At 62.9% G+C, this 13,537-nt stretch carries 15 protein-coding genes; 3 read left to right on the top strand and 12 right to left on the bottom strand.

Features of this window, described 5'->3' with window-relative positions; genetic code table 11:
* Nucleotides 1-60: 60 nt before the first annotated feature.
* Nucleotides 61-1,467 (bottom strand): IgA Peptidase M64, encoded by a 1,407-nt coding sequence (locus H597_RS0124960; RefSeq protein WP_028104507.1) that lies wholly within the window; start codon nucleotides 1,465-1,467, stop codon nucleotides 61-63.
* A gap of 91 nt (nucleotides 1,468-1,558) precedes the next feature.
* Here H597_RS0124960 and H597_RS0124955 point away from each other — a divergent pair, with 91 nt between their 5' ends.
* Nucleotides 1,559-2,119, top strand: a complete 561-nt coding sequence (locus H597_RS0124955; RefSeq protein ID WP_028104506.1) for a sigma-70 family RNA polymerase sigma factor — start codon at nucleotides 1,559-1,561, stop codon at nucleotides 2,117-2,119.
* Complete coding sequence (locus H597_RS0124950; protein WP_028104505.1) at nucleotides 2,116-2,808, top strand: anti-sigma factor; 693 nt, start codon at nucleotides 2,116-2,118, stop codon at nucleotides 2,806-2,808. Before H597_RS0124955 ends, H597_RS0124950 begins: the two co-directional genes overlap by 4 nt.
* Here the strand turns inward: H597_RS0124950 and H597_RS0124945 are convergent, their stop codons facing one another.
* From H597_RS0124945 to H597_RS0124920, 7 genes are all read right to left on the bottom strand, one after another.
* Nucleotides 2,809-3,906, bottom strand: a complete 1,098-nt coding sequence (locus H597_RS0124945) for a HupE/UreJ family protein (RefSeq protein WP_028104504.1) — start codon at nucleotides 3,904-3,906, stop codon at nucleotides 2,809-2,811.
* The gene (locus tag H597_RS0124940) at nucleotides 3,903-5,072 is read right to left on the bottom strand and encodes a tetratricopeptide repeat protein (RefSeq protein WP_028104503.1); all 1,170 of its coding nucleotides are present in this window, start codon (nucleotides 5,070-5,072) and stop codon (nucleotides 3,903-3,905) included. The genes H597_RS0124945 and H597_RS0124940 overlap by 4 nt, the downstream gene beginning before the upstream one ends.
* A 7-nt stretch (nucleotides 5,073-5,079) precedes the next feature.
* On the bottom strand, nucleotides 5,080-5,319 hold the full coding sequence (locus tag H597_RS35185) for a hypothetical protein (protein WP_154668278.1): 240 nt from the start codon (nucleotides 5,317-5,319) through the stop codon (nucleotides 5,080-5,082).
* A 12-nt stretch (nucleotides 5,320-5,331) separates the two neighbouring features.
* The gene (locus H597_RS0124930) at nucleotides 5,332-6,795 is read right to left on the bottom strand and encodes a DUF4331 domain-containing protein (RefSeq protein ID WP_051294101.1); all 1,464 of its coding nucleotides are present in this window, start codon (nucleotides 6,793-6,795) and stop codon (nucleotides 5,332-5,334) included.
* Between the two features lie 66 nt (nucleotides 6,796-6,861).
* Complete coding sequence (locus tag H597_RS0124925) at nucleotides 6,862-8,328, bottom strand: cyanophycinase (RefSeq protein ID WP_083941277.1); 1,467 nt, start codon at nucleotides 8,326-8,328, stop codon at nucleotides 6,862-6,864.
* A complete protein-coding gene (locus H597_RS36300; protein WP_371850747.1) occupies nucleotides 8,306-8,572 on the bottom strand; it encodes a GNAT family N-acetyltransferase in 267 nt (88 codons plus the stop codon). Before H597_RS36300 ends, H597_RS0124925 begins: the two co-directional genes overlap by 23 nt.
* 163 nt (nucleotides 8,573-8,735) lie before the next feature.
* Nucleotides 8,736-9,251: a nuclear transport factor 2 family protein gene (locus H597_RS0124920; protein ID WP_028104500.1), complete on the bottom strand. Its 516-nt coding sequence runs from the start codon at nucleotides 9,249-9,251 to the stop codon at nucleotides 8,736-8,738.
* Between the two features lie 50 nt (nucleotides 9,252-9,301).
* On the opposite strand from H597_RS0124920, the gene argH reads away from it, so the two are divergent.
* Nucleotides 9,302-10,699 (top strand): argininosuccinate lyase, encoded by a 1,398-nt coding sequence (gene argH, locus H597_RS0124915; RefSeq protein ID WP_028104499.1) that lies wholly within the window; start codon nucleotides 9,302-9,304, stop codon nucleotides 10,697-10,699.
* On the opposite strand, the gene H597_RS0124910 is transcribed toward argH, so the two are convergent.
* The 4 genes from H597_RS0124910 to H597_RS34390 all read right to left on the bottom strand — a co-directional run bounded on the left by H597_RS0124910 (nucleotide 10,681) and on the right by H597_RS34390 (nucleotide 13,101).
* On the bottom strand, nucleotides 10,681-11,172 hold the full coding sequence (locus H597_RS0124910; protein WP_028104498.1) for an SRPBCC family protein: 492 nt from the start codon (nucleotides 11,170-11,172) through the stop codon (nucleotides 10,681-10,683). The genes argH and H597_RS0124910 overlap by 19 nt on opposite strands.
* Entirely contained in the window at nucleotides 11,169-11,837 is a 669-nt protein-coding gene (locus H597_RS0124905) for a class I SAM-dependent methyltransferase (protein ID WP_035375259.1), read from the bottom strand. The genes H597_RS0124910 and H597_RS0124905 overlap by 4 nt, the downstream gene beginning before the upstream one ends.
* A gap of 81 nt (nucleotides 11,838-11,918) precedes the next feature.
* Nucleotides 11,919-12,233, bottom strand: coding sequence for a metalloregulator ArsR/SmtB family transcription factor (locus H597_RS0124900; RefSeq protein ID WP_028104496.1), 315 nt, complete (start codon nucleotides 12,231-12,233; stop codon nucleotides 11,919-11,921).
* Nucleotides 12,234-12,654: 421 nt separating this feature from the next.
* Nucleotides 12,655-13,101: a DUF3304 domain-containing protein gene (locus tag H597_RS34390; RefSeq protein ID WP_083941276.1), complete on the bottom strand. Its 447-nt coding sequence runs from the start codon at nucleotides 13,099-13,101 to the stop codon at nucleotides 12,655-12,657.
* Nucleotides 13,102-13,537: the final 436 nt, after the last annotated feature.

Here is a 13,537-nt window from a genome sequence, read left to right as displayed (position 1 = left end):
GTTACGCGTCCGCTGCGGGCGGGTGTCTGACCCTGCGGGTCAGACACCGGTTTACCGGTTTCAGCGCGGCGCGTACAAATCAATCGTCTCCTGCACCGCATCGCTGCACACCGCGCAGAAAGCCTCGCTGCGGTCAAACATCAAGCACTGCTGCTGCGAACGATAATAGCCGGTCGCCTCGTAATTCGCCCCCTCGAACGCCCCCGCCGCCTTGCGGTTGGGCGCCTTGGAAAACAGCGCATTGGTCCAGGCCAGATCCTCCCTGAACAACTTGCTCATCTCCGATTCCGGACGGTTATCCTTGCGTAGCTGCGCACGCACTTTCTGGTATTCCCTGGAATGCGCCTCATACTCCGCCTTCGGCCATGAAGTAGGCAGCGCCGTCCCCGGCGTCACGAACTTCTTCCACTTCACGTTCGCGGGATCCAGCAAGGCCGTCACATTCGGCTCCCAGGGCTCCATGCGCGCTCCGCCCGTCGCATAAGCCACCGGCGAAGTGTAGTACTCGTCCGCCAACCCGGCGAAGTGGTGCCCGAATTCGTGCACGAACAGGTAGTTGGCCCAATCGTTGTCCGCCGCCGCGGTGCTGAACTGGCCGTAAATACCGCCGCCGCCATAGGTTTCGTTATTGACCAGGATTTCGATGAACTCATAGGGCGCATGCTGGGCGATCTCGCGCAGGGCGCGGTTGTCCACCGTCAGCACGTAGCGCTCGCTGCCGAAAATGTCGTAGCGCGTGCCCAGCTTCGAAGCATGGTGGGTATTCGTCGAAGGCCGCGACACGCCGCTCTCCTGGGTCGGCACCGCCATCGCCCAGACATTGAAGTCCGTGGCGCGCTCCTTGAACGGGGATACGGTGAACAGGTAGTCCGACAGGCGGCGCGCGGCGGCCTCGAACTTGGCCATGTCCGCCTTGGTGTAGCCGTCGCCCAGGATCAGCAAATCGACCTTCTTCTCGCTTGGGCCGTTGACGCGGATAGCGATCGGCTTGGCGGGTGCGGGCTCCTGCTTGCGCACCACGTCCATCGCGTCGGTATCGATCTCCACGCTCCACACCAAGGAGAACTCATTGCGCTCGTCGCGCTTGAGGATGCGCACCTTGACCGGCTGCCCTGGTTTCGGGAAGCGCACCGACTCGTGGAAGCCGCGCGTCAGCTTGCCCGCCTCCTCGGTTGAACGCCACTCGCCGAAAATGGTGGAAAAAGTGCGGGTGTAGAGCACTTTTCCGGTCTTGGCATCGGCCACTTCCACCTTGTTCGTACCGCGGTTGGTGGTGTCGATGGTCCTGGACATATCGCCCGGCCACGGCAGCGGCTCGATCGCCACCTGCTCGATCGCGTAACTTTCGTTTAATGCGTTACCGCTGTGCATATAGTCCAGGCGCACGGTCGCAGGCTGCCCGGCCAGCGCCAGGCCGGCGACGGCACTGAGGGCAGCCCCCGCCAGCAATCGATTCAGGTACGGCATGAGGTCTCCAGTGTGGTTTAGTGGCGGATATTGTAACTTTGCTTTGCGGATTACTATAGACCAGCCGGTTTGGCAGGCATAAGATTGCTCCATGCCCATTGAACCCGAACAGCTAAGAACCTGGTTAGCGGCGGCCGCCCATCAGGATACCGCGGCCTTTCGCGCGCTGTATGACGCAGCCGCGCCGAAACTGTTTGGCTTTGCCATGCGTATATTACGTAATCGGGAGCTGGCCGAAGAGGCGCTGCAGGAAGGCTTCGTGTCGATCTGGCACGCGGCGCCGCACTACCAGGCCGGCCTCGCGGCACCGCTGACGTGGATGGCGGCCATTGTCCGCAACAAGGCGCTGGATATCCTGCGCCGCTCGGACGATACGGTGGAACTGGATGTCACAATGGATGCCTTACTTCGGGACGATGCCGGCACTCCGGCCGATGCGAGTGAAATGAGCAGCGATGCGCGGGCCCTGGCGGCCTGCATGTCCAGGCTGGAAGGCCTGCACCGCCTGGCCATCGCCCTGGCCTTCTTCCATGACATGTCGCATAGCGAGGTGGCGCAGCGCATGTCGCTGCCGGTCGGCACGGTCAAAACCTGGATCCGGCGCGGCATGGAGAAACTGAAGCTTTGCCTGTCCACCGGGGGCATGCCATGACCAGCCTTGGCAACGACGAGCTGCGCGACCAGTTGGCGGCCGAATACGTGCTCGGCACCCTGCGCGGCGGCGCACGCAAGCGCTTTGAAGTCCTGATGTACAGCGACGCAGCCTTGCGCCTGATGGTGAAGGATTGGGAGCGGCGCCTGCTGCCGATGCACGAATTCGTCCGCTCGCAAGGCCCCTCGCCCCAGGTGTGGGCCAATATTGAAAAACGCCTGCATCTCAAGCCGGAACGCAGCCGCTGGCACTTTTGGCGCGGATTTGGCCTCGGAATGGGATCCGCTGCACTGGCGGCGGCCCTGATGGTCGCCATCGGCGTGCAGCAGCTGCGCACGCGCACGCCTTCCTACGACCTGGTGGCGACGCTGACCGACCAGCAGGCGCAGCCCGCCCTGCTGGTACGGGCCGATACCGCCAAGCGCCTGCTGCAGGTCCATATCGTCGGCGGTACCCCGGTGCCGGCCAACAGGTCCCTGCAGCTGTGGGCGATCCCGAAAGCGGGCTTGCCGCGCTCGCTGGGGGTGCTGGGTCCGGACGGGCGGGCCACGTTCGCGCTAGCGTCGGGTGCCACCGGCAGCGACGTTGTCGTCCTGGCGATTTCGCTGGAGCCTCTAGGGGGATCGCCCGATCCGAACGGGCCGACCGGGCCGGTGCTGTACAAAGGCCCCTGGCTGCGGGCCATGTAGTCAAACGGCGGCGCGCTCGGCCAGCCATACCATCGCCAGCACGGCGATGCAGCCCGATCCCCCCTTGACCAATACCTGTCGATAAACCCAGGTGCTGCGCATGGCATATGCCAGCGGCACAAAGGCCGCGACGATCGCCAGCTGGCCCAGTTCCACGCCGACATTGAATGCCGCCAGCGCCAGCGCAGCCGCGCCCCGGGGCAGGCCAAGGTCGCCCAGTACCCCGGCAAACCCGAAACCGTGCAACAGGCCGAATGTGAAGGCGGCCAGCCATCGTTTGCCCTGCACCAGGGGCCAGATGTTGTTCAGCGCCGCCACCGCGACCGAAGCGGCGATGGCCGATTCAACCAGCCGGCTTGGCAGCGTCACCACCTGCAGCGCCGCCAGCGAGAGCGTGATCGAATGCGCCAGCGTGAAGGCGGTAACGATGCGCAGCACATCGGCGCTTGCGGGGCGCCAGCCTTTGGCCAGCACGGCAGGCAACAGCAGGGAAAGCAGGAACAGGATATGGTCGTAGCCGGTCCAGATATGCCAGACGCCATGGCGCAGGTAGTCGATGGCCTGGCGCCAGTTATCCCCCGCGCCGCCGCCGGCCGTAAAGCGCGTGCGGTCGCCGCCCAGCACGGCGGACTGCGTCTTCCCGTCAACGGTGAAGCTGGCCATGCCGCGATGCTGTGCATCGAGGTCGGAAAACAGTTGGTAGTCGATGCCGAAGACGGCGCCGGGCTGGCATGCGCCGCGCAGCAGCAGGACCGCGTATGCGCCATCCGTGTGGTGGTCGATCAGATTGCCCGTTACGCGCAGCTGACAGCCGGCGGCAAGGCCGAGGCGCGGCATGGCATAGGCGGCGATGTCGGCATGGCGCGAGCGGACTTCGTCCCAGGTCAGCCGGCCGTCGCCATCCGTATCGAGGCCAAGGGCGAAATCAAGGTCGCGCAGGGCAATATCCCAGCGTCCATCAATGGCAAGGGGCGCGGCCTTGTCCGAAAGGCGCAGCGCCAGATAGCTGTCGCTCGGTTTATGCGCTTCGGCGGCACCGGCTGCGAGCAATAGCGGCAGCAGGAACAGCAAGGCCAGCCTGCGGGCGACCGGGCTCATAGCGCACCTCCTTCCAGTTGATGCGCCAGGGCGGCGATGGCGCCGTCCTCCATGCCATGCTGGCGGCGCCAAGCCAACGCGGGCGCTGCGGCGGCCGGAGCGTGGGCCGCCAGCGCCGCCTCCAGCAGGATGCGCAGGTCGGCCGGCTCTTTCTGCACCCGCCAGTTGGCCAGCGCCAGCTCCAGCGCGGCGCGGGCGTCATGGCGCAAATGCAGCTCGAAGCGCGCCTGCTCGCGCTGGTGAATGGCGTCCCCCCTGCGGGCGGCGGCGTCGAAGCGGGCCTGCAACACCGCGACGGCGCTGGACGGCGCATCTTGCCCGGCCAGCGTGTGCCGCAGCAGCAGGCTGTCGATGCGCAGATGCTCGCCCAGCAGCGCCTGGACTTCCCGGTAGCGATGCTGGTCAAGCAGCAGGTCGGCATAAGCGCCAAGCAGATAGCTGTCGCCCGGCGACAGCGCCAGCGCCTGGCGGAAGCGCGCTTCCGCGGCGGCAGGATCACCCCGCCTGGCCGCAAGCTCCCCCAGCAGCGTCAATGCCCAGGTTTGCAGGGCGGCGGCCTGCTCGCCGCCCGCGCCAGCCCGCGCGAGCGCGAGCACCAGCAAGCGTTCGCTCGCAGCAAGCTGGCCGCTGGCGGCACGTGCGTTGACGAGACATGTCACGCTGGCCAGCGGACTGGCCAACGACGACAAACGCCCGCAGCTGCGTACCGCCGCCTCGTACTCGCCGCGCACCACCTGCACCGTCGCCAGTGTCAGCCAAGCCTGAGCATTGCCGGGATCGGCGGCGGTCACCAGGTTCAGGTCGCGCATCGCTTCCGCAAAATGGTGGCCGGATTGCAGCAGCGTGGCACGCAGCAGCAGGACCGGCACCGGCGGCGCAGCAGCGGCCCACCAGGGCGCCAGGACAGCCTGCGCATAGCCGAAATAGCGCGGATCACCCGCAGCGCGTCCCAGCTCCACGTAGCGCTGCGCCAGGCCAGCCGCCAACACTGGATCGCGCGGCGCTTCGGCCAATCGCGCCCTTTGGCGGCGCAATGCCGCGTCGGCGGCATCGGCCCGGCGCGGCAGCGTTTCCAGCACTTCCGCGCCGGAGCGAGGCTCGTATGGAGCCGCGCCGGCGGCACATGCAGCCACCAGCGCCAAAACAGCAAAGGCAGGTCCCTTCATGGCCGACTCACTTCACCTTCGCCGGTTCGCCGTCATCCGGCCTGGATGGCGAGACGCCCTCCACATTGTCAGGCTCCGTCGTTTCCGGCGTACTCTCCACCAGCGCCGCCAGTCCCGCCGTGAAGGCATCCGCGGCCGTGGACGGCGCTGGCGATGGTCCGGAAGTGTTCATTGGCGAGCCAGCCCCGCCGCCACCACCGCATGCGGCCAAGAGCGCGGCCGCCAGCGCAAGACATAAACGTTTCATGGCTGCGCCCTCCTATTGCTGCGGCGAGCCGGAAATCGGCGCCTTCAGGTAAGGGAAGCCTGCGCTGAAGAAGCTGTCGTCCAGGTAAGCGCCGTCGGTAAAGCGGATCGCGCCGGCCGGCGCATCGGAAGGCGCGCAGCCGATATTCAATGTGCACAACTTGCCCATCACCACGCGCAAGGCAATATCCACCACATCATCGCCCGGCCGCCGCCCATTGGGGAAGCCGGCGTTGTCGCCGTCGATCACGCCCAGCCGCTTCTGCGCCCCCTTCGCCACCGGTGCAATCGCGGTATTCAAGCGCAGCATTTCGGAAGCCTTCACATGCGCAGGCTGGTTCAGACCCGGCACGCCGGTCAGGAAGGCCGTCACCAGGTCATTGCGCGGGAAGTTGGTCGGCGCCTTGGCGCCAGCGCTGCCGAACAGCACCTCCACCAGCGCCGGCAAGGTCGGGTTGGTGACGTAATCGGCGAACTGGCCGTCGTTCACCGGCTTGCTGTGGTTGAAACGATCCTTGTCCTTCAAGCCAATCACGACCTCGTTCACCAGCGGCATGCCAAGCCTGGAGACCTGCGTCCACGCACCGCCCTCCTTCGAGCCGCCGTTCGGATTGAGCAGGCGCCCCTGGCGCAAGCTGGCCGTGGTCCAGCCGCCGATCACCGGCTCGCCCCCTGCCGTCAGGCAGGACGCCGCCACCTCCATCTCGATCGAAGTCACATTCTTGTCGTCCAGGTCGTCGCGCGCATTCTTTTCCGCTGTGGCGAGGAATTCAACGGCTGGCGCCTTGATGTTGATCAGGTCAAAAGTTTCCGCCAGGTTGACCACGAAGGGATCCTTGCGCTGCCCCACAAACATCCGCGCCGGTACCGCGCAGCCCGGAATATTCACCGTGTAGACATGCTTGCCCGCGTACCCCGCGTAATCGGGAATCGACTTGTTGCCGACGTTGTCGATCGGTTTGTCGAACACGCTCGCCCCGTTTGCCGCCATGCGCACAGACTGCCGCACCCCGCGCCGCTCGCCGCGCACGACGTCGACGGTATAGGTCTCGCGCACATTCAGCCCCGGCGGATTGACGTCGTTGATCGCACCGCCATTGATAATGAGCGGAATCGGCACCTGCTTGCCGCCCACAGTGAAGCTGGAATTCTTGAAGGTGTTGGTGAAGCGGAACTGGAACGTGATGTCTTCGCGCGCATCGCCATTGTTATCGATATGGATCTCGTACAGCGCGTCCTGGTCCATCGTGAAGAAGTTCGGCCCGCCGTAGGCGTCCTGCAGCGGCACATAGTTGGCGATCAGGGTCACGAACTGCTCGCGTCCCGGCTCATAGCTGCGAAACATGTAGAAATCGGTTCCGTCGACCTTGGGTTGGCGCGTGATGAAGGGTGCTTCGCGGTGGCTGGACGCCTGCGCCGCAGGCGCCAGGGCCGACAGCAGGGCTAACTGGACAGCAGCGTGCTTGATGAGTGCCATGGTTTCCTCCCGTGTGGTTGGTTGCCATGGCATATACGCGGCGAACATGCCGCCGGATTCAAACCGTCATTTATATTTATAGAGGGGCCGGGTGATTTCGATAGGCCGGATATCGAGCCGGATATTCAGCACGGAATACGCCTCCGCCAGACTGGACACATAGCCCACGCTATCCGGCGTCTTGGTGAAGCGGAATTCAAAGCCCACCTCGCTACCGCTGGCGCGCGGATTGCCGCTGGCGATGCCGATCGCCTCTTCCTGGTTGCTGTCGATCAGGCGTTCCATCAAATCGATCACGGCGCTATTGCCCAGCACATCATTGCTGAACACGGGCCCCCGGCCCAGGGTACGGGTCGGATCGATGCGCCCGCCGGCCTTGTCGTTCGACGGCAGGAACATATGCGTGGCGATATTGAACTTGTCGCCCCGGTCAAGGTAGCTGATCACGGCATTGCGCACGCCGAAGTGCGGCGACTCCTTGTCCCATTCCGCGCGCGACAAGTCGATCAGCAGCGCGCCCTTGTAGCCGATGACTTCCACCTCGCGCTGCGCATTGACCACCATCGCACTGTCTTCATCGATGCCGAGCCCAATCTGGTAGCCCTTGGCCAGCATGGCGGGAATCATGCGCGCAAAGCGCCCGCGCACCAGCAGGTGCTGGTCCACGAAAACGTCATCGCCGATAAATCCCAGGCCCGGACCCAGCTCGCGGCCGTCCGCGATCCCGGTCTGCAGCATGGCCAGCACCGCCTTGGGGTTGGAGAACATGGTGCTGCTCATGATGGCGGCGCCCGCCGACGAACCGGCGATCACGCCACCGCGGCGATACACATCCCACACCGCTTCCAGCACGGCGGTCTGCGTGCCATCGTCGCGTAACAATGCTTTGGTGATGCGGCCCTGGTCGCCGCCCGCAAAATAGATGCCGTCCGATTCGCGGATTTTTTTCGCCAGCGCGGCATCGTCCGCGTTCTTCTTGTAGTCGCTGCCGGTCAGCCGCACCGCCACCGGCACCAGGAAGGCATCGGCGCCCCACTTGCGCAGGTAGCCGATGATGGTCTGGGCCGAACGCTCCGGATTGCCGGACGCCGACGGGAACACGGCGATGCGCGAGCCCTTGCCGCCCGCCAGCTTCACCACGCGCTGCCACACGTCCGCATTATCGCCGCGCAGGCCGCCGCCGATGATCACCAGGGAGCCTTGGTGCGCCGCCACCGGCGACGGCGCAATCGCCGCCGACCCGCCGCTCAGCGTCGCACTGGCGCCGGCCACGATGCGCACTGGCGCGGCCGTATCCGGCGCGGCCGGTGAAGCCGGGGACGGCACCAGGGGCGCCCGGGACGGGACATCCGGCGGCGGCGTGGTACTGGTGCGGGCGGGGGCGTGGTTTTTGGGCGGCGCTTCCCGCGATTGAACGGGAAGGCCGCAGGCGGCTAGCAAGGCCAGGCCCAATCGGGCCAGACCGGCGGGAGAGTACAGCTTCACGATGGCCTCCTCTTCGACTACTTGCTCACTGGCATCGCTGGTAGACATCTGGGCAATACCTTTCCATCAGTGTAGCCGGGCGCGATGGTGGAGTAAAACCGAATTGTGCATACAGTCCGTGCGCGTCGCCCGTAGCCAACGTAAACCGGCGCAAGCCCTGTAAATCGGGGTGAGCGAGCACTGACTCCATTAGCAGTTTGCTAAAGCCCTGGCCGCGATGGCCAGGCAACACGAACACATCTACCATATTAGCGAAGGTTGCGCGGTCCGTGATGACGCGGGCAAAAGCCACCTGATTTCCCTCAAGGTAGCCGCCAAAGCAGATCGAATTGGCGATCGCCCTGTCGACCAGCGCGCGGGATGCCACGCGCCCAGGACGATTCTTCCGACAGAAAAGCGGTGCACCAGGCCCACGTCGAGGCGGGCCGGGTCGGTGCTGATGTCGAAGGCCGCCATCAATTCGGCTTCAGGTAGCGCTCCGGCAGCGGTGTCTTCTCGCCTTCCGGTTGCCACAGCAGCTGGGAAATCCACCAGCGCTTGCCGTCGTTCACCAGCTGGATGGAATTGATGCCGCGCACAAAAGGCTTGTCCGCCGGCGCATGGCGCGCCTCATAGGTGCTGAACACCTGGGCGATCTGGCCGTATTCCTCGCCCTTGCGCGCCAGTTCGGATTCGTAGAAACCATCTTTCGCGAACACCGGCGTCACGCGGGTGATGTAGTCCTCCAGCGACAGCACGCGGGTATTGAGCGCCCCGTCCTTGCCGGTGCTGTGCACCACCATGCGGCCGTCGTTGCGGAACAGGGAACGCAGGCGGTCCCAGTCGCGCGCCTTGCCGGCGGGGCCGGAAATGGTGTCGTACAGGGCAGCGACGATGCTGTCCACGGAGGCCACGTCGGCCGGTCGCGCATCCTGCGCCAAGGTGCTGCCGCTGGCCAGCACCAGTAATAGCAAAGTTGCTAACTTCTTCATTGATTCTCCTACTAATTTATAATCGTTTGAATCTCACCGGAAAACCTACTATGACAGATCAATTCTCCAAGAAGGCGGAAGCCTGGTCCGCGCGCTTCTCCGAACCAGTATCCGACCTTGTGAAACGTTACACTGCCTCCGTGTTTTTTGACAAGCGCATGGCCAAGGCCGACATCCAGGGTTCCCTGGCGCACGCCGACATGCTGGCCGCGCAAGGCATCATCCCCGCCGCCGACCTGGCCGCGATCCAGAAAGGCCTGGCCCAGGTCAGCGCCGAAATCGACGGCGGCCAGTTCGAGTGGCAGCTGGACCTGGAAGATGTGCACCTGAATATTGAAAAACGCCTGACCGAGCTGGTTGGCGACGCCGGTAAGCGCTTGCACACCGGCCGCTCCCGCAACGACCAGGTGGCCACCGACATCCGCCTGTACGTGCGTTCCGCCATCGACGACATCACCGGCCTGCTGCAGCAGCTGCGCGGCGCCCTGGTCGACCTGGCCGAGAAAAACGCCAACGTGATCCTGCCCGGCTTCACCCATATGCAGGTGGCGCAGCCGATCACCTTCGGCCACCATATGCTGGCCTATGTTGAAATGTTCGGCCGCGACGTCGAACGCATGCAGGATTGCCGCAAGCGCATGAACCGCCTGCCGCTGGGCGCCGCCGCCCTGGCCGGCACCACCTTCCCGATCGACCGCCAGCGTGTGGCCAAGACCCTGGGCTTCGACGATGTCTGCCACAACTCGCTGGATGCGGTGTCCGACCGCGACTTCGCCATCGAATTCACGGCCGCCGCCTCGCTGGTCATGATGCACGTCTCGCGCATGTCCGAAGAACTGATCATCTGGATGAGCCCACGCGTCGGCTTTATCGACATCGCCGACCGCTTCTGTACCGGCTCCTCGATCATGCCGCAGAAGAAAAACCCGGACGTGCCGGAGCTGGCGCGCGGCAAAACCGGCCGCGTCTACGGCCATCTGATGGGCCTTCTGACCCTGATGAAAGGCCAGCCGCTGGCCTACAACAAGGACAACCAGGAAGACAAGGAACCGCTGTTCGACACCGTGGACACCGTGGTCGACACCCTGCGCATCTTCGCCGACATGGCGGGCGGCATCACCGTCAAGCCGGAAGCGATGCGCTCGGCCGCACTGCAAGGCTACGCCACCGCGACCGACCTGGCCGACTACCTGGTCAAGAAAGGCCTGCCGTTCCGCGACGCGCACGAAGCCGTGGCGCATGCGGTGCGCGCCTGCGACGATCTGAAAATCGACCTGGCTGAGATGTCGCTGGAACAGTTACGCGCCTTCTCGCCGCTGGTGGGCGAGGACGTGTTTGCAGTGTTGACGCTGGAAGGCTCGGTGGCAGCGCGCGACCACGTGGGCGGCACTGCGCCGAACCAGGTGCGCGCCGCGATTGCCCGCGTGCGTCAGCAGCTGGCAGGTTGAGTCTTACGGGCATGGCGGATGCTGTTCGCCATGTCCCCCATGACGAAGCGGTGCATCGACCGGATGATGTGATCGACGATCAGGTGGCGTACGACATTACCTGAACCCTTGGGCTCGTAGCTGGTGGCCATGCTCACCAGCGTACGCCCATCCCGCAGGCTTTCCAGGTAGATGCTGCCGCCTTTGAGCGCAAGGTGGCGCTGGAACTGTTCGCTGGCTTCCGTCACAGAGAATTCGAGCGCGGCATTGTGCACCGACTTCGTGATGCGCTTCATGATGTACTGATTATTCCCATACTCGCAACGGCACAAGGTACCCACGGTCTTGTGGTCGCCAACGGTCCTCACCGGCAAAGGCAAAGTCCAGCGCAGAAACCAGTTAGGCCTTGTTTTGACTTCCTCGTAAAAGCAGACTTTGTCCCATACTTCCGCAATGTCGGCGTTGATGATGCGATCCGTTTGAGCGATGTTCATCTTGTAGCATCCTTATGGTTTTTGGCAGTAAAGAAAGCGTTACATCCGACCAGCCAGACCTCGACCTGGCTGAATCGTTGCGATAATTCTTCGCGCAGGGAATCGACTGAGTCGCCGCCGTTGTCCACCACCTGCAGCCAATTCATGAATCCCATCAGAATCCTGGCGTGCCAGGACATCGGCGCACCGCTGCCAATCAGCGTGTAGCCGAACAGCGTCGTTCCCGGCGCGCACAACGGCGCGATGGCGTCGAAAATCCTGCCCTTGTCCCGCATCGTGCCCGGCACGCAGTGGATCAAACCGCCAATGCAGATGGAATCGACTGTGCGACCGATGGAAATCGGGCGGAAGGCGTTGCGCACATGGCAGTCCGGCGCATAACGCTGCAGGCGCTGCGCGGTGTAGCGCAGGCAGTTGCGATTCAGGTCGATCAGGGCGATCTGCTGCATGCTCTCGTCAAGCCCGGCGTGGTCAAGGAAGTATCCGGTGCCCACGCCGATATCCGCATGGCGGCGCCGCGCATGCCGGCGATAAATGTCGATGTAATGCCGCCCCTCGCACTTCCAGAAGAAGCGGGTAAATATCCCGATCACCAGGAAATCGTATAGGTGAAGGAAGAATGGCGTGTAGGCCTTGATCCCGTTCCGGTACGTTCCAACGTCCATACACAGCCCCTTCAGATAAAAAGCGTGCAGAAACCCCTGGCCCAAGCAAGGCCATACTTACGGTCTATATGTACTGGCGAATTACGCTTCGCTGGCCTTTTTCTTGGCCTTGCTTTCGCGCTTGAGTGGCCCGGCGGTCGGGCACAGCGCAAAGGCAAACTGCGTCAGCGTATTCACGAGGTTGTCGGGCACCAGCCTGTAATAGACATACTGGCCGCGACGCTCGCTGCTGACCAACCCTGCACCTTCGAGGACGGACAAATGACGGGAAACCGCAGGCGCACTCATTTCGAAGCGAGAAGCCACCTCCCCTGCCGTCATCTCCTGTTCAGAGAGGTAGGCGAGGATAAGTCGACGAGGCGACGAGGCCAGTGCTTCAAATACTTTGTCCGACATGCTGGTTTTCTGTTGAGGGACGCCGCAAATGCGCGGCGAGGCCTCTAGTCTATACCCGAAGAGCGCTCCAGCCAATGCCGGAGTACTACTATTTCTTTAATTAAGCATTTAACGAATATCTTAAATGCTTAATGGATTTCCGTCCAGTTCTTTCGCTAGGCTGCCGACAAGCGCGTGGCCGGGCGCCGTGCCGCCGAGCTCCACTCGCCGCCATCGATCATAGGGGGCCGCCATGTTCGCCATACTTGCCGCATTCGTGACCGCCGTAGTGGTTGGACCGGCGACCGGAGCGTCACACTTCAAGGAGCGATGCGATTTCTCATCAAGCTTAGACCTCTGAATGCAATCGAACACGCCAGCACGAAGGGCGTATGAGATCCAGCTGCAGCGTAGAGATTGAAAAAATGCCTTTTTCTATCGACTATTGGCTGGACTCGGGAGCAGGTTTTTTCGAGGCGGGAATGGGATGCTTTGTACTCCAACCTGCATATGTAGAAACAACCACCCGCACCTCGTCGTTTGGAAAGATGTGAATGTAGAGGCTTCCGCCGTCGTCGTCTTCGTACCGCTCCACTTCGACTATCTTTTCTTTATAGACGTCTTTACTACCCTCGGGCATATTCCATCGAACATGAACCTTCAGGCCCGGATACCACTTTGAAGGCACTATGACACAGCAGACATTCGCACCACCAGCTCCCCACGCGCCCATATTTGCTCCGCCAGCTCCATTTGCCAATGCGGAGTGGATATATTTGGAGGTGTGATTGACTATACCCACGCTCGCACCATAGACTGAGTCATCACGACTTGGGTGTGTGGAGCAAGCGGTCACAACCATTGCAAATATGATAATAAGAACTTTCATTTTCTATCCAAGTATTGAATGCCCCAGAGCCAGAATGTCGAATGCACCAAGTCGACTGCTAAATGGAGCCCTCGTCGGGGGACGCCGAAAGACTGATGTGTTAAGTTTATGTGTTGCGACCGGCAAAGGTATTCAGCGCGATGAATGACCTTAGACTGGGATAGCTTGCGTTACAAGCAGCCTTGCAAAGGTTTGCGGTAACGGTCGGCATCTGGCAAATGACCTCTGCGCAGCGTGCAGTTAACCTTTGGCATGGGTCGGCTGATCTGAATTACCTAGAGCATAAAGTCGAAATCGGCGCCTCCAAGCTCAGTGCTGGCCAGCTGCCGGGAAACGACGTTGAAGACCGCTATTTATGCGGCCCTCAACGCTACGCTATCGCCGATTCTTTCAGTTAAGATCAAACTGGTCTCGATTTGATTCCCACCACGTGAAT

Source organism: Pseudoduganella violaceinigra DSM 15887, from assembly GCF_000425385.1.
In the GTDB taxonomy this organism is placed as follows: Bacteria; Pseudomonadota; Gammaproteobacteria; order Burkholderiales; family Burkholderiaceae_D; genus Rugamonas; species Rugamonas violaceinigra.
The sequence above is the reverse complement of the archived record's forward strand: the minus strand, read 5'-3'. Positions and strand labels throughout refer to the sequence as shown.